The organism is Sphingobacterium sp. HJSM2_6 (assembly GCF_049316305.1).
GTDB lineage: Bacteria > Bacteroidota > Bacteroidia > Sphingobacteriales > Sphingobacteriaceae > Sphingobacterium.
In genome coordinates this window covers 175,562-190,999 of sequence record NZ_JBMOXB010000003.1, presented here as the reverse complement: position 1 = coordinate 190,999, position 15,438 = coordinate 175,562, and the positions used below count along the sequence as shown (strand labels likewise).

14 protein-coding genes are annotated in these 15,438 nt (G+C 35.3%); 7 read left to right on the top strand and 7 right to left on the bottom strand.

Annotation, left to right across the window (positions count from 1 at the left end; genetic code table 11):
- Positions 1–45 precede the first annotated feature (45 nt).
- The 3 genes from ACFRAE_RS04600 (at position 46) to ACFRAE_RS04590 (ending at position 6,107) form a co-directional block, all read left to right on the top strand.
- A complete protein-coding gene (locus tag ACFRAE_RS04600) occupies positions 46–2,754 on the top strand; it encodes a TonB-dependent receptor (protein ID WP_422795948.1) in 2,709 nt (902 codons plus the stop codon).
- Positions 2,751–3,728, top strand: a complete 978-nt coding sequence (locus tag ACFRAE_RS04595; RefSeq protein WP_422795947.1) for an NAD(P)H-quinone oxidoreductase — start codon at positions 2,751–2,753, stop codon at positions 3,726–3,728. Before ACFRAE_RS04600 ends, ACFRAE_RS04595 begins: the two co-directional genes overlap by 4 nt.
- 81 nt (positions 3,729–3,809) lie before the next feature.
- On the top strand, positions 3,810–6,107 hold the full coding sequence (locus tag ACFRAE_RS04590) for a GH92 family glycosyl hydrolase (protein ID WP_422795946.1): 2,298 nt from the start codon (positions 3,810–3,812) through the stop codon (positions 6,105–6,107).
- A 224-nt stretch (positions 6,108–6,331) separates the two neighbouring features.
- On the opposite strand, the gene ACFRAE_RS04585 is transcribed toward ACFRAE_RS04590, so the two are convergent.
- The 3 genes from ACFRAE_RS04585 to ACFRAE_RS04575 all read right to left on the bottom strand — a co-directional run bounded on the left by ACFRAE_RS04585 (position 6,332) and on the right by ACFRAE_RS04575 (position 8,315).
- Positions 6,332–6,508 (bottom strand): hypothetical protein, encoded by a 177-nt coding sequence (locus ACFRAE_RS04585; protein WP_422795945.1) that lies wholly within the window; start codon positions 6,506–6,508, stop codon positions 6,332–6,334.
- Between the two features lie 112 nt (positions 6,509–6,620).
- Positions 6,621–7,181, bottom strand: a complete 561-nt coding sequence (scpB, locus tag ACFRAE_RS04580) for an SMC-Scp complex subunit ScpB (protein ID WP_422795944.1) — start codon at positions 7,179–7,181, stop codon at positions 6,621–6,623.
- 9 nt (positions 7,182–7,190) lie between these two features.
- Positions 7,191–8,315 carry a CofH family radical SAM protein gene (locus ACFRAE_RS04575; RefSeq protein ID WP_422795943.1) on the bottom strand — a complete coding sequence of 375 codons (1,125 nt, stop codon included), beginning with the start codon at positions 8,313–8,315 and terminating at the stop codon, positions 7,191–7,193.
- A 352-nt stretch (positions 8,316–8,667) separates the two neighbouring features.
- On the opposite strand from ACFRAE_RS04575, the gene ACFRAE_RS04570 reads away from it, so the two are divergent.
- From ACFRAE_RS04570 to ACFRAE_RS04560, 3 genes are all read left to right on the top strand, one after another.
- Complete coding sequence (locus ACFRAE_RS04570) at positions 8,668–9,111, top strand: SRPBCC family protein (protein WP_422795942.1); 444 nt, start codon at positions 8,668–8,670, stop codon at positions 9,109–9,111.
- A gap of 134 nt (positions 9,112–9,245) precedes the next feature.
- On the top strand, positions 9,246–10,499 hold the full coding sequence (gene dctA, locus ACFRAE_RS04565; RefSeq protein ID WP_422795941.1) for a C4-dicarboxylate transporter DctA: 1,254 nt from the start codon (positions 9,246–9,248) through the stop codon (positions 10,497–10,499).
- A gap of 105 nt (positions 10,500–10,604) precedes the next feature.
- Entirely contained in the window at positions 10,605–11,810 is a 1,206-nt protein-coding gene (locus ACFRAE_RS04560) for an NAD(P)/FAD-dependent oxidoreductase (protein ID WP_422795940.1), read from the top strand.
- An 82-nt stretch (positions 11,811–11,892) separates the two neighbouring features.
- On the opposite strand, the gene ACFRAE_RS04555 is transcribed toward ACFRAE_RS04560, so the two are convergent.
- The 4 genes from ACFRAE_RS04555 to ACFRAE_RS04540 all read right to left on the bottom strand — a co-directional run bounded on the left by ACFRAE_RS04555 (position 11,893) and on the right by ACFRAE_RS04540 (position 14,524).
- The gene (locus ACFRAE_RS04555) at positions 11,893–12,669 is read right to left on the bottom strand and encodes a dienelactone hydrolase family protein (RefSeq protein ID WP_422795939.1); all 777 of its coding nucleotides are present in this window, start codon (positions 12,667–12,669) and stop codon (positions 11,893–11,895) included.
- Positions 12,670–13,530 (bottom strand): NAD(P)-dependent oxidoreductase, encoded by an 861-nt coding sequence (locus ACFRAE_RS04550; RefSeq protein ID WP_422795938.1) that lies wholly within the window; start codon positions 13,528–13,530, stop codon positions 12,670–12,672.
- A 179-nt stretch (positions 13,531–13,709) separates the two neighbouring features.
- On the bottom strand, positions 13,710–14,060 hold the full coding sequence (locus tag ACFRAE_RS04545; RefSeq protein WP_422795937.1) for an iron chaperone: 351 nt from the start codon (positions 14,058–14,060) through the stop codon (positions 13,710–13,712).
- An 11-nt stretch (positions 14,061–14,071) separates the two neighbouring features.
- Positions 14,072–14,524 carry an SRPBCC domain-containing protein gene (locus tag ACFRAE_RS04540; protein WP_422795936.1) on the bottom strand — a complete coding sequence of 151 codons (453 nt, stop codon included), beginning with the start codon at positions 14,522–14,524 and terminating at the stop codon, positions 14,072–14,074.
- A gap of 429 nt (positions 14,525–14,953) precedes the next feature.
- Here ACFRAE_RS04540 and ACFRAE_RS04535 point away from each other — a divergent pair, with 429 nt between their 5' ends.
- A complete protein-coding gene (locus ACFRAE_RS04535; RefSeq protein ID WP_422795935.1) occupies positions 14,954–15,382 on the top strand; it encodes an SRPBCC domain-containing protein in 429 nt (142 codons plus the stop codon).
- Positions 15,383–15,438 lie beyond the last annotated feature (56 nt).

Sequence of the window (15,438 nt, the reverse complement as noted above, 5' to 3'; positions counted from 1 at the left end):
ATAAACAGGTAAATTAAATTTTAGGTGCGATACGTCTACCCTTGTTTGCTAATTTTAATATTAACCACTATTGGTTATGGGCAAGTTTATGCCCAAAAATTAAATAGGATTGAAGGGATTGTAGTAGACTCATTGGGTGTTGGATTGAAAGGGGCTTCTGTTCGCTTAGTCAGTTCTTTAGATACAGTTTCGGTACTTACGAATGAACATGGATTTTATACCTTATCCAAAATTAAAAGTCGTAATGTAAGTGTTACCTACAGTATGCTAGGCTATCAGATTATTAATAAACTGATTACCATAAATCTATTGACAGATCATGTGTATGTTCCTCGCGTAAAATTACTTCCTCATACCCATTTAATTCCTGAAGTCCGAATATTGAAGATTATACCAATCATCCAAAAAGGAGATACCACTATTTATAACATGAAGGCATTTAATTATGAGAAAAATGCCATGTTAGAACAAGCGCTCAAGAATTTACCTGGTTTCCGGATACTACGCGATGGCACGACTTATTATAATGGTCAAGTGATTGCAGGTGTGCAAGTAGATAGTAAAAAGTTTTTTAACGGTGATTTATTGACTGCCACGCGCAATTTACCCGCTGATTTTGTTAAAAAAATTGAAGTAATTGATTACTATGGTGATGTTTCGGAAGAGAAGGGGATAAAGAATACCGAACCAGAAAAGATAATCAATATCATCTTAGAAGATAATAGAAAAGAAATAACTTTTGGACAAGCCACTATAGGCTCAGGCACAAGAGATCGGTATCTGGGCAGCTTGGGGGTTAATAAATTTAATAATGGGCAAGAGATGTCCATTATAGCCTCTGTGAACAATACCAATACGAGTTTATTTACCTTTGGTTCTCCCAACGGTACAGGGGGGAGAAACTCGGCTATAGGAGATATTGGTGATTTTTCCGATCAATCCGATGGCTTAAATAAATTATCCTCTTTAGGAATTAGTTTCTCAGACAGTATAGGCAGGTTTATTACCATAAGCGGAGGCTATACTTATCAGAGCAAACAAAATACAACAGAAGGTAATTCCTTGTTAACCTCGTCTTATTTGGGGTATAAAATTCGTAAATCCGAAGATTTCCTCCGAAAGTCTCATGATAATTCTCATAAATTGAATTTTGAGATTAATTCGAAATTTAAAAATCAAGATATACTGAAGATCGTACCAACGCTGACGTATAATAATTTTATAAATTACAATTTAAAGTCAACAAATCTAAGAAACTATAGAATTCAAGAATTTGGAAATAATTTGGATACTTCGGTAGTTAATACACCGAATGCGGAAATGACTGTGTTGTATTCCAAATATTTTCAAAAGCCCGGTCGTAAGTTAATAGGAGAGATGAAATTCAATTTCCAATCGATGGGTAAGGATGAAAGTGTAACGGAGAACTTTTTGATTTATGATTCGACTGGATTGAATCCCCTAGTGAATGTGTTTAATCAACGACAATTGTTGGATACTAGAAATGAAATGAGCGCTTATAAAGCTTCAATGTCTTATGTGGAGCCATTTTTGAAACATAGTCTATTGGAAATATTATATGATTTTGATATCACCAACATTTCGGCGGTTCGGATGGTAAGGGATCCTTTTCGATTGGATGAAGGACCAATAGATTCTTTGGGTGTAAATTATTCCTACCAATTCCGAAGTAATAAAACTGGACTTAATTATCAGTATGAACCAAATGATTTGTTTCGGGTCAATATGGGATTAACCGTTCAGCCAATTAATTTATCTGGCAGTGTAAAGGGGGATTCTATACAGTATACGTATAACAATGTGAATCTAGTGCCTTCTGTCAATTTGAAGTATAGGCTGAATAAGGATTTGGATATGGAGGTGAATTATTTAGGCCGTAATTCGCAGCCTAATTTCTACCATATTATCCCCATAAGGGATAATTCAAAATCCAGGGATATTGTTGTCGGTAACCCATATTTAAAAGCAGAATTTAATAATCGAATTTCCTTATTGTTTAGGAAATTAGTCCCTAATAGAGCGCAATATTTTCAAACGAATTTGGCTTATACATTTATCAATAATAAAATCGTGACTTCAAAGCGTGCGGTATCGAATGAAACGATTCAAGAAACCACCTTTGAAAATACTGATGGTTATTATGATGTCAAATGGTATTATTTTTTCAATACGCCATTTGTTAATGATGATTTCCAATTGGAATTGTCAGGTAATGTGGATTATTATAACAATATTTCTTTTATTAACACCTTGAAAAGCAGTACGAAACAAGTGTTATTTAATCAAAATGTTACGCTGAAATATACTTGGAACGAGTATTTTGAATCGGTATTCAATACGAATTACTTCCTGAATAAAGCTGTTTATGAATTGCCTTACCGCAATGAGATTGAAGCACATTCGTATTTATTAAGTTTGGGTTCCAAAGGATATATTAGTGAGCGACTCATCTTAGGCGCGGAGATGTCGCAGAAGTTTTACCGTGGATATGCGAGTGAATTGACAGATGTGAGTCCATCTATTATCAACACCTATATCGAATACAACTTTTTGAAAAATAATATGGCCATGTTCAGGTTGCAATGTTATGATCTATTGGATCAAAATAAAAACGTAGGAGTCTTTACGGAGTATATAGGAAATGATATTATAGAGTCTAGAAATAATCGTTTAGGAAGATACCTGATGCTCAGTTTAAATTTACGCCTGCAGACTTACCCCAATAAACGATGATGAAAGCCGCAATTATAACGCAATTTGGAGGCCCAGAAGTATTTCGTATTGAAAATAGATCGACTCCAGTACCTAAGCCATTTGAAGTATTAATTGAAGTGAAAGCAGCAGGGATTAATCGACCGGATGTATTTCAACGCAAAGGAAATTATCCTGCACCTGCTGAGGTTGATGCCTCAATTCCAGGATTGGAGGTTTCAGGTGTTGTGGTAGCTTTGGGCAATGAGGTTCAAAAATTTCAATTAGGGGATGAGGTAATGGCTCTTATCGCTGGTGGAGGTTATGCAACAATGGTTTGTGCCGCAGAAGTTTGTTGTATTCAAAAGCCAGCAAATTTAAGTTTTATAGAGGCAGCGGCCTTACCAGAGAATGTATACACCGTTTGGAATAATCTTTTTCAAAGGGGGCAATTAGTAGCTGGAGAATCTGTATTGATTCATGGCGGTGCAGGCGGTATTGGGACCATAGCGATTCAATTGGCGAAACAATTTGGAGCAAGGGTATATACTACGGTTGGAAGTCCAGAGAAAATGGAATTGGTTCGATCTTTAGGAGCAGATGATATTTTAGATTATAAAAAGGATGATTTTGAAATAGCCTGGAAATCGAATAAAATTGATCTAGTGTTGGATAGCATTGCTGGGGAGTATTTTAATAAGCATATCAATATCTTGAATGAAGATGGCCGATTGATTCATATCAATGCCGTAGAAGGGGGTAAAGTAGCGTTAAACCTATTTAAAATGATGCAAAAGAGAATTTTGATAACAGGTTCTACATTAAGATCAAGAGATTTACAATTTAAAGCTTTGCTTACTAGGGCTATCGAACTGGAAGTGATACCCTTAATATTAGAAAATAAAATCAAACCAATTATCCGTGAAATATTTGCACTTGAGGATGTAGTAGAGGCTCATTTTAGTTTTGAAAAAGCCGAACATTATGGTAAAATAGTACTTACAAATATAAGCTAAATACTTTTAGCATTCTTCGTGTAATATTTTATATATATATTTATAATTCATATAATATTGATATAACCTATTTAGTAAACTATGAACTTAAAATTTATTACAACAGCAATTTTGGTTGCTGGAAGTATATTTACTAGCTATGCGCAGAAAATTGGTAAGGTAGAAAAGCCAATTGATCTGGTAAGTACTTTAGTTGGGACTCAATCAACTTACTTTCTATCTAGTGGAAATACTTATCCGGCGATTGCATTACCGTGGGGGATGAATTTTTGGAGTCCTCAAACGGGTAAGATGGGCGATGGTTGGATGTACTCGTACACCGAAGAAAAGTTGCGTGGAATCAAACAAACGCATCAGCCTTCTCCTTGGATGAATGATTATGGTCAATTTTCTATTATGGCCATGGTAGATAATAAAACTTTTGATCAAGATAAACGATCAAGTTATTTTTCCCACAAAGCAGAAATTGCAAAACCACATTATTATTCTGTTTATTTAGCGGATTACGATACGAAAGTTGAAGTTACACCAACCGAACGAGCTTCCTATTTTCGCTTTACTTTTCCAAAGACCGACAAAGCCTATGTATTAATCGATGCATTTGATAAAGGTTCTTTTGTAGAGGTTCTTCCGAAGGAGCAAAAAATCATTGGATATACCACCAAAAACAGTGGAGGAGTACCTAGTAACTTTAAAAACTATTTTGTTCTTCAATTTGACCGTCCATTTGCTAATGTTTCAACATTTGCAGATTCTGTACTAACCGATGGTAGATATGTTGTAAAAGCAGATCATGTGGGCGCTATAGTTGGATTTCAAACTGCAAAAGCAGGTGAACAAATCTTAGTAAAAGTAGCTTCTTCATTTATCGATAGAGCACAGGCAGATTTAAACTTGAAAGAGTTGGATGGCGTAACCTTCGACCAACAAGTGAGCAAAGGTGAAGCTATTTGGAATAAAGAATTAGGAAAAATTGAAATTGAGGGTGGAACAATTGATCAAATGAGAATTTTTTATTCTTGCTTATACCGATCCTTATTATTCCCTAGGATGTTTTATGAGATCAATGCCCAAGGTGAAGTAGTACATTACTCGCCCTACAATGGTCAAGTTCTTCCTGGCTATATGTTTACGGATACCGGATTTTGGGATACTTTCAGATGTTTATTTCCATTCTTAAATCTAATGTATCCGGAGATGAATGAAAAGATGCAAGAAGGGTTGGCGAATGCGTATCGTGAAGGCGGCTGGTTGCCTGAATGGGCAAGTCCTGGTTATCGTAATATCATGGTAGGTAATAATTCGGCCTCTGTAGTGTCGGATGCTTGGATTAAAGGTGTACGCTCGAAAGATATTGAGGTTTTATACGAAGCAGTGAAAAAGGGCTCTAAAAATGCTGGTCCTATTACGGCAGTGGGTAGAGCAGGAGCGGAATATTACAACGAGTTGGGTTATGTACCATACGATGTTAAAATAAATGAAAATGCAGCAAGATCTTTGGAATATGCTTATGATGACTTTTCCATTTATCAATTGGCAAAATCACTGAATAAGCCTACTGAAGATTTAAGCTTTTATAAAAATCGTTCTTACAATTACCAAAAGCTATTTGATCCTGCTACAGGATTGATGCGAGGTAAAAACAAAGATGGTCAATTTATGAAACCATTTAATCCTTTCAAATGGGGAGATGCATTTACCGAAGGTAATAGCTGGCATTATAGCTGGTCTGTATTCCAAGATGTTGAAGGATTAGCTAAACTAATGGGTGGTCATGCCGCTATGGAAATCAAATTAGATTCTGTATTTACACTACCTCCAGTATTTGATGATGGGTATTATGGATTTCCAATTCACGAAATCCGTGAAATGCAAATTGCCAATATGGGGCAGTATGCACATGGTAACCAACCTATTCAGCACATGATTTATTTATATAATCATGTTTCTGCACCTTGGAAAACGCAATATTGGGTAAGAGAAACGATGAATCGTATGTATTCACCTAATCCTGATGGTTATTGTGGGGATGAGGACAACGGACAAACTTCAGCTTGGTATGTTTTTTCTGCTCTTGGATTTTATCCAGTTACTCCAGCAACGGATGAATATGTGATAGGTTCTCCAATATTTGATAAAGTAACCTTAAACTTAAGTAATGGTAAGAAAGTAACATTAGAAACCAAGAATAACTCCGATAAAAACAGGTATATTCAATCGGCCAAATTCAATGGTAAAAGCTTTACCAAAAACTATTTAAGTCATAGTGCTATGGTGAAAGGTGCAAATATCCAATTTGATATGGGAGCAACTCCTAATAAACAAAGAGGTGTAAGTAAGGGTGATTTACCTTACTCGTTAAGTAAAGACGATAAGTAATCTTTATATCTTATAACATAAAAAGGGTCGTGTTGTTAAACACGACCCTTTTTATGTTATGAATAAAAAAGAAGGATATCTTTTCCTGTTTTTAGTGCACAAAAAAAGCTTGAATAGGATTCAAGCTTATAAAAAAGATTAAAACGTTTATATGCCCCTCCATAAAAGAACTTATGATTCGTTTTAAGAGATGATTCTAAGCGAAGGTATGATTTAATAAAAAATTAAAAATCATCATCTTCATCGTCAAAATCATCGTATTCGCCTATAGAATCGATTTCATCGAGACCAAAGTTATCATCATCTTCAAATGCGTCATCAGTATCATCATCAGGACCATTGAAGTTGAGCACTTTTTCATCAACCATTACATCAGTTTCAATTTCTTGGATATTTGCCATGTTATAATAGAAATAAATTATGTTTGTAATGTAAAATTATACAAGAAAATTCAATTGCTAAATATTTTTTTTAAATTTTTAATATTTGAAAATTGCAAATAAATTAGTGATTTTATTCAATGATTTCTCCAATTGTATTTTCTTCAGAAACGATATCTTTGAGTTGAGGAAGATCCTTCGTGCTCGACAGTCCAAAATGCAGCATAAACTGCGTACTTGTGGCATACAATAGAGGTTTTCCTAGGCTGTCGGCCTTTCCAGTAATTTGAATCATTCCTTTTTCTAAAAGCCTTTGAATCGAATAATCGCAATTAACGCCACGAATTTGTTCTATTTCTAGTTTCGTTATAGGTTGTCTATAAGCGATGATGGCTAAGGTTTCTAATGCAGCCTGACTTAATTTCTTCTTGTCTTTATGTTGTTGCAATTGATTAATCGCAGGATGATACGCCGCTTTAGTTAAAAACTGATAATGATCATTGATATTGACCAATTGCAGGACAAAATCATCGGTATCATATTTTTCTTTTATTTTATCAATAAAGCCCTGCAATTCATTTTTCTGAATTTCTATAGCAAGGCTGTCTTGTAAAACTTCTCTTAAATCTTTCAAGCTAATACCCTCTGCGGAGGCATAAATAATCGCTTCTATATGACGAATGATATCTTTCAATGCTACTTATTAATAATTAATAACCTGTTCCTCCATGAGGCTAGGGATTTCACGAAATTGGTAGGTTTGTGTTCTTAACTGAGGTTCAAATCCAGCTTCTGAAATAGCGTCTTGAATAGACTTGGATGTAAACCGATGCGGAGCACCAGCTGCAGATACCACATTTTCTTCAATCATGATGGATCCAAAATCATTTGCTCCAGCATGCAAACATATCTGTGCTGTTTGTTTACCAACTGTAAGCCAAGAAGCCTGAATATTTTTGATGTTTGGTAACATTATGCGACTCAAAGCAATCATTCGGATATATTCATCGGCAGTCACGTTGTTAGTTATGCCACGAAGTCTTTTAAGCAAGGTGCCATCGTCTTGGAATGGCCATGGAATAAATGCGACGAAACCATAATGATCTGCTGGTTTTTCAGATTGAACTTCACGTATCCAAACCAAGTGTTCAAATCGTTCTTCTATGGTTTCTATATGGCCAAACATCATCGTTGCCGAAGTAGGAAGATTGATTTTATGCGCTGCACGCATAACATCCAACCATTCTTGCCCGCCACATTTACCTTTTGAGATTAAACGACGAACTCGATCATTTAATATTTCAGCGCCTGCACCAGGTAATGAATCAAGTCCAGCCTCTTTCATTGCTGTCAGCACATCCAAATGACTCATACCTTCTAATTTTGACACATGGGCAATTTCAGGAGGCCCTAGGGAATGTAGCTTTAAGGTTGGATATAATTCCTTAAGTTGTTTAAATAGGTTGCAATAGAAGTCTAATCCAAGATCCGGATGATGACCTCCTTGTAAGAGCAATTGATCACCACCAAATTTAAATGTTTCTTCTATTTTTTGTTTATAAGTTTCTAGATCAGTAATATAACTATCTTCATGTCCAGGACGACGGAAGAAATTGCAAAACTTACAATTTGCAATACAGACATTGGTGGTATTGACATTGCGGTCAATTTGCCAAGTCACTTTACCATGTGGGACTTGAATTTTTCTTAATTCATTAGCCACAAATACCAAATCGGCAGTTGCTGCTTCATGATATAAAAATATACCTTCCTCTTTACTTAGGAATTCAAAGTTTAGAGCTCGTTTTAATAAATTGTTCACATCCATCTATTGACAAAGATACGTAGGTTTTTATGAAAAGTAAAGCATTATACCTGGGAGTAATTCATAAGCTATTTTTGAGAATATATCCGCTGATTTAAGGATTTAAATAAACTTTATGTCTAGACGTTAAAAATTATTTTTTCAAATTGAAGGCAAATGATAATTGCCAAAAGATAGAATTTTTGGAGTTCCTTAACCGTAAAAAGTATCGTAAATAAACCCTCAACTGTTATTTGTTTAAAATATGTAATAATCAATACATTAAGATTTAAATATTTTACATTTTAGTAAACAATCTTTTAGGAAATGCATTGTAATTATAAGTATATTTAATAGGAAAACTAATTAGGAAGATATGCATTCAGAAACTATACATGTGGAGCGGACTTATCCGATAAATGCAACCAAATTATGGCAAGCATTGACCAATAAGCAAAATATGAAAGAATGGTTCTATGAGATTCCTAATTTCACTACAGAAGTGGGGGGTGAATTTGAATTTTTTAAACACAATCAACAACAAAACACCCTTTATCAATGCCAAGTAATTGAAATAATTCCTGTCGAACTATTTAAATTTACTTGGAGGCATCCGAAGCAAAGTGCAGGGACATCCATTATTACTTGGCGTTTGATTCCTCGTCGAGGTGCTACAACACTACACCTGACTCATGAAGGGCTAGAAAACTTCAAAGATGCCGGAGAGCATTTTACTCAAGATAATTTTGAATTAGGTTGGGAACGAATCCTTGGGGATCAACTTTCTAAATATATAGATCGTCTCAACAATACTAGATAATGCTTGCTCATTTAGATCACTCTATTAAGTAATCAAACAATTTTTCATTTCTTTAGTGGATTTTATCAGATTAGATTAAATTTGGGCTGTCGCTAAAAATTCTTACCTAGCCACACAATAACTAAATTTAATCTATGAGATCCATTTTTTCCAGTTTATATGTTCAAGTGATTTTAGGAATCCTTATTGGGATTTTTTGTGGTGTCTTTTATCCTGATTTTGCTATTCAATTAAAACCATTGGGAGATGGGTTTATTAAATTGATCAAGATGCTGATCGCTCCATTGATTTTTAGTTCCATAGTCGTCGGAATTGCAGGCATGCAAGACATTAAAAAAGTTGGAAAAATTGGTTTAAGCGCTATAATATATTTTGAAATCATGACCACGATAGCCTTGATCATCGGATTAGTGTTTGTGAATTTAATTGAACCAGGAACAGGAATGAACATAGATCCAGCGAGTTTAGACTCTTCAGAAATCAGTCATTATGTTCAGAAAGCAGAAGAGCATCATACCATTATGGATTTCATTCTGAGTATCATTCCCAGTAATGTCATTGCTGCGGTAGCCTCAGATAATCTATTGCAAGTATTATTATTTGCAGTACTATTTGGTATAGGATTAACTAAAATAGGAGATAAGGCAGCAGAACCAGTTATGAATGTCCTAAATTCATTCCTAAAGAGTCTTTTCGCCATTATACGAATGATTATGTATTTGGCTCCGATAGGTGCTATGGGGGCGATGGGCTTTACGATTGGGAAATATGGTATCGAAGCCTTATCCTCATTAGGATTGCTAATGATTAGTTTTTACCTAACCTGTTTTATTTTTATTATCGTTGTCATAGGGGCGGTACTATATTTTTATGTGCGAATCAACATTTTCAAATTGCTAGCTTATATCAAAGAGGAGCTTTTAATTGTTCTAGGCACATCCTCTTCTGAATCAGCTTTACCAAGCCTGATGCAAAAATTGGAACATGCAGGCTGCTCGAAGCCCATCGTTGGATTAGTGATCCCTACAGGATATTCTTTTAATTTAGATGGTACTTGCATTTACCTGACTATGGCAGCCGTTTTTATAGCTCAAGCATTGAACATGCACATGAGCTTTGAGCAAGAAATTACCCTAATCCTTGTATTGCTGCTAACTTCCAAAGGCGCTGCAGGAGTAACTGGTAGTGGATTTGTCACCTTAGCGGCCACTTTACCCGTCGTAGGTCATGTACCTGTGGAGGCAGTAGCCCTTATTTTAGGTATTGATCGATTCATGAGTGAGGCAAGGGCATTAACAAATATCATCGGAAATGCGGCAGCTACTTTTGTTATTGCTAAATATGAAAAAGGACTCGATGAAGATGCGCTGCATCAACAGCTGAACTAAGGCCTCAGTTTATTAAATTGCTTAACTTCAAAAACATTTTCTTGACATTATATATTATTCTATTTAAACACTACTAGTATGAATTAAGAATATTATATATAATTTATGGATTTAAAATCAAATGAACCATTTTGGTTAATTAAAAATGGACTTATAGAATCATATCCTTCCCTTTACGACGAAATCAGTTGCGATGTACTCGTAGTTGGCTCTGGAATAACTGGGAGTTTAGCGGCTCATCAATGTGTAGAAGATGGTTATCATACAGTATTAATAGATAAGCGTGAGGTAGTTAATGGAAGCTCCTCTGCGACAACCTCCATGTTGCAATACGAGGTCGATGTGCCACTCTATGAACTTCAAGAATTAATAGGTAAGGAAGCAGCCATTGCGAGCTATCATGCCTGTGGGGAATCAATATTGAAACTTCAAAAAATTTGTAAACAAATTAAATCACAAGCAGGATTTAAACGAAAGCAATCTCTTTATTTTGCTAGTCGGAAGAGCGATTTAGCGTGGTTAAGCAAAGAATATGATGCTCGAAAAAATGCTGGTTTTGCAGTTCAATGGATAGATGAAGAAACATTAGCTAAAACCTATCACTTAAATTATGCCTATGGTGGCATTTTATCAGACTTAGGAGCTAGTGTAGATGCGTTTAATCTAGCGCATGAATTATTATTCTTCAATGTGCAAAGAGGATTAAAGGTATTTGACAAGACTCATTTAACAGGGGTTATTAGTAAAAAGGATGGAGAGTATGTCAGTTTACAGACCGGAGGAAAAATAAAGGCAAAAAAAATAATTTATTGCGTAGGATTTGAAAGTGCAAATATGATAAAAGAGAAATTCGTGAATTTGCTAAGTACCTATGCCATTGTCTCTGAAATCAATCCGTCGATGTATGCCTCTTATGACGATTTATTACTTTGGAATACGAGTGATCCCTATTTATATATGCGTACCACAGATGACGGACGCTTTTTAATTGGCGGTGAAGATGAAGAATTTCACAATCCTGTTAAGCGCGATGAATTACTAGCAAAAAAGGGAGAAAAATTGGAGAAATCCTTCCTCAAAGTATTTCAAAATCTTGAATTCAGAACAGATTTTACTTGGGCAGGTACTTTTGGATCGACGAAAGATGGACTTCCCTACATTGGAGAACACCGTGATTTTAAAAATTCTTATTTCGTTTTAGGCTTTGGAGGCAATGGCATAACTTTTTCAGTTACCGGTATGGATATGCTTTCGTTATGGTTAGAAGGAAAACAACATGAATTAAGTCCTTATTTTGCCTTTGGTAGGTAGTAGAAATAGATAATACTATAGCCCAAGCAGACCAGTTATTCTCCGGTCTCCTTGGGTTTAAAAATAACTGTTATAGCTAAACTTATTGAATGAACAGCTCTTGTAAAAATAACAACATATGATTCCAAGCACGTTTAGCCATCAATGGATTATAATCGGCAGACTGAGGATTCGTGAAGGTATGTTTTGCATGCGCATAAGTAATAATCTGCCAATCCGCATCCCCATCATTTAATTCTTGTACCAAGGCATCGTAATGTTCCTGCTTAACACTGGCATCAGCTGCAGGGTGCTGTACCAGGACTTTTGTTTGAATAGGGTTGTTATGACGATCAGCAGCTTTATTTAAACTGCCGTGAATACAGACTACACCCAAAACATCCAATCCACCTCTTGCGGCTTCAAGTGCACCAGTTCCGCCAAAGCAATACCCAATAATGGCCACTCGTTTAGCACCTTGTTTTTTTAATTCGTCTAAGGCCAATTGGATTCGATGTTGGTAGTTTAAAAAATCAGCCTTATAGCTAGCAGATAATTTAGCAGCTTCCGTATTGTCAGCAGGAATTTGACCTTCCCCATAAATATCAGCTATAAGCGCGACATAGCCTTCTTTGGCGAGGGAAATTGCCGCAGCCTTAGCTTCATCGTCAATACCCTTCCAAGCAGGTAAAATTAATACTGCTGATTCGCTTGACCCCGCATTCGTTGTCAAGAGTCCTACCAATTTTTGACTCTTATCCTGATAGCCTATTTCTTTTAATTCTTGAGCACGAACTCCTTGAGCCATACTTAACGTAATAAATATTAACAAACCGTAGGACTTCATTTCTTTTTCTTTAAGATGGTATTTTATATGCATTTAATTTCTTTGTGTTTCTTTCAAATATTGAATGATTGCCATTACATCCTCAGCACCATGCCCTGCATTATGTGCACCTTGATAGGTCTCTAGCAAAGTATTTGAGAAAGGCAATTGTGCTCCAGCATCAATCGCTAATTTGATGTCTTTTAACATCAGATCCAAGGAGAATGCCGCAGGAAATTTATTATCTACAATGGAATTCGTTTTTACTTTACTAGCTCCACTACCACTGGCACTTTCATTGATTATTTCCATCATAGCCGATCTACTAATCCCTAGTTTTTCAGCAAACAATACCGTTTCAGCCATACCTTGGAATAAGATCGATAAGTAATAGTTAATGCATAACTTCGCGGAAACACCCATACCATTATCCCCAAGATGCTTAATAGCTTTCCCCATGATTTCCAAATAAGGCTTTATGCGTTCGAATAACAAATCATTACAGCCGGTCATAAATAATAAAGTGCCTTGTTTTGCTGGGTTGGTACTTCCAGCTACAGGTGCATCTATAAACGAAGCAGATTTGGCGGCCAAAGATGCCGCAATAGAAATAGACGTTTCTTTAGAAACCGTACTCATATCCACAAATAATTTTCCGTTTATGTCATGTTGTAATAGGTTCTCATAGACTGCATAGACAGCATCATCATTGCTTAACATCGTAAAAATAATATCTACTTGCTGAATGAGGTCTCCGAGGCTATGGCATATGGTACTTTTTTCTTGGAAATCTTCTGTTTTTTCTGGCGTTCTATTGAATACAAATAGTTCGATACCTGCTGCTTCGAGATTTTTAGCCATAGGATGCCCCATATTTCCTAAACCTACAAATCCAACTTTATCTTTATAAATCATATTGTAATTTACATAATTAATTAGGTTTCGAGAAAATTAATTTTCAGCACTATGATTGCTAGATACCAGCTTAAGATACATGGGAAATAACTGTTCCATAGGTAATGGAAAAAGACTGTAAGTCAAAAGGATATCCTATTTCTGCAATATAAAAATAAAAAAAACAGCCTTATTAGCAGCTATTTCTTTTCCAGAAGCTTCAAGTTATATTTTACTAATTTTTCAAGTAAATCCTGTGGAATTGGTTGATCAAGAGGTATTTGAATAGCTCCTTTAGAGCATTTGTATTTTGTTAAATCAGCTGTAAAATTAGCAATTGCTGCCGATCCAGGATAGATGCCTAAATGATTTTTGTACAGTGCGATATGAATCAAATTACCTTGGTATTTCCAAGTTGGCATATTGTAATTAATTGTTTCTAACGTACCTTTCGGGACTATATTATTTAAGCTATCCCGAAATCCATTTAATAGGTTTTGGCCACTTTGGTCGAAACTTGCGATATATTCGTCTATGCTATTAAATTTCATGTCGATTTTTATTATTCTTTCATAAAGTCGAAAGCGCCATTTCGCAAATTAATTCCATACTCAAGATTAGCCTTCATGCAGGCTAAAAAATTTGCCCATCCTTCCGTCTGTCCGATAGCTTGTTGAATTCCATCATCATCCAGTTGCATTTTGCTTTCTTTCACGCGGACAACGGTTGATTCATTTCCTAAATTTTCTAAAAATATTTCCACCAACATCCCTTCAGCACCACCGCTCCAATCAAAGGAAATATATTCATTGGCCTTCATAAATTTCACAGTCACTGGAAATTCCTCTTCAAATTCAGGAAACTTCCATAAAACCGTTTCTCCTGTTACTAATGATCCTGAACTTTTCTCGATAAAATATCCACTCATTTTGTCTGCGGAAATGATGGCCTCATATACTTCCTTAACGGGTTTTCGAATTTGAATAGATGCTCTGGCGTTGATGAATTTTTCCATATAAATTAAGAATTATATATGATGGTTAAAATATAGTAGCATTGAACGTTTATAATGTAATTGAACGAATATAATTAAGTTTGATTGAAAAAAATACAACTTAAGCCCTTTGTTTCTTTGTGTATTAGCTAAATACCTATTAATCAAAGGTATTTTTTAATTCATTGGAATTTCAAACTAATGGAAAATACGCTGTTCCTGTTTGTAGAACGCTTTCCATAAATTTTGAAATTTTTATTCCAAATTTTAGAAAGCCATTGAAACAAAATGATCATACGCCTGTTGAAATAGGAAATAGCGAATTAAATTTTGTAATAAATAGCACTATTCGTTAATTTGGATAATTTTATATGAAGTTTAATTCACTTATATTTCCTTAAGAAACAAAATAAGTGTTTTTAAGAATTCAACATTATTGAACTAAAAACAATGAATAAATCAAGTATATCTATCGATGCTTTAATAAATGCTGATGTAAAAACAGTATGGCAAGCTTATACGAGGGTGGAAGATATCATGCAATGGAATCAAGCAAGTCCAGATTGGCATTGCCCAGAAGCCTATTGTGAATTGCGTGTAGATGGACCCTTTAAATATAAAATGGCAGCAAAAGATGGCAGTTTTTCTTTTGAATATGAAGGCCGATATACGGAGGTTATCCCTCCAAATTTATTGGCTTTTGAATTGGCGGATGGACGAAAAGTAAGAGTGGATTTTAAAGAAATAGAGGGGAAAACATTGGTGGTTACCACTTTTGAAACGGAAGATGTCAATCCAATAAAATCTCAACAAGATGGTTGGCAAGCAATATTGAATAGTTTCAAAACGTATGTAGATACGAAAAACAATTCCGTTTAGGGAGTAAATTATACCCCTAAGCTAACCTATTGGGTCGCAGTTCAGCTGCCCATCGG

Excerpts from the sequence above, each read along its gene's own strand:
- ACFRAE_RS04575 (WP_422795943.1), bottom strand. The coding sequence starts at position 8,315 with ATGGATGTGAACAATTTATTAAAACGAGCTCTAAACTTTGAATTCCTA.
- dctA (WP_422795941.1), top strand. The coding sequence starts at position 9,246 with ATGAGATCCATTTTTTCCAGTTTATATGTTCAAGTGATTTTAGGAATC.
- ACFRAE_RS04590 (WP_422795946.1), top strand. The coding sequence starts at position 3,810 with ATGAACTTAAAATTTATTACAACAGCAATTTTGGTTGCTGGAAGTATA.
- ACFRAE_RS04560 (WP_422795940.1), top strand. The coding sequence starts at position 10,605 with ATGGATTTAAAATCAAATGAACCATTTTGGTTAATTAAAAATGGACTT.
- ACFRAE_RS04595 (WP_422795947.1), top strand. The coding sequence starts at position 2,751 with ATGATGAAAGCCGCAATTATAACGCAATTTGGAGGCCCAGAAGTATTT.
- ACFRAE_RS04545 (WP_422795937.1), bottom strand. The coding sequence starts at position 14,060 with ATGAAATTTAATAGCATAGACGAATATATCGCAAGTTTCGACCAAAGT.
- ACFRAE_RS04555 (WP_422795939.1), bottom strand. The coding sequence starts at position 12,669 with ATGCATATAAAATACCATCTTAAAGAAAAAGAAATGAAGTCCTACGGT.
- ACFRAE_RS04570 (WP_422795942.1), top strand. The coding sequence starts at position 8,668 with ATGCATTCAGAAACTATACATGTGGAGCGGACTTATCCGATAAATGCA.
- ACFRAE_RS04585 (WP_422795945.1), bottom strand. The coding sequence starts at position 6,508 with ATGGCAAATATCCAAGAAATTGAAACTGATGTAATGGTTGATGAAAAA.
- ACFRAE_RS04540 (WP_422795936.1), bottom strand. The coding sequence starts at position 14,524 with ATGGAAAAATTCATCAACGCCAGAGCATCTATTCAAATTCGAAAACCC.
- ACFRAE_RS04550 (WP_422795938.1), bottom strand. The coding sequence starts at position 13,530 with ATGATTTATAAAGATAAAGTTGGATTTGTAGGTTTAGGAAATATGGGG.
- ACFRAE_RS04535 (WP_422795935.1), top strand. The coding sequence starts at position 14,954 with ATGAATAAATCAAGTATATCTATCGATGCTTTAATAAATGCTGATGTA.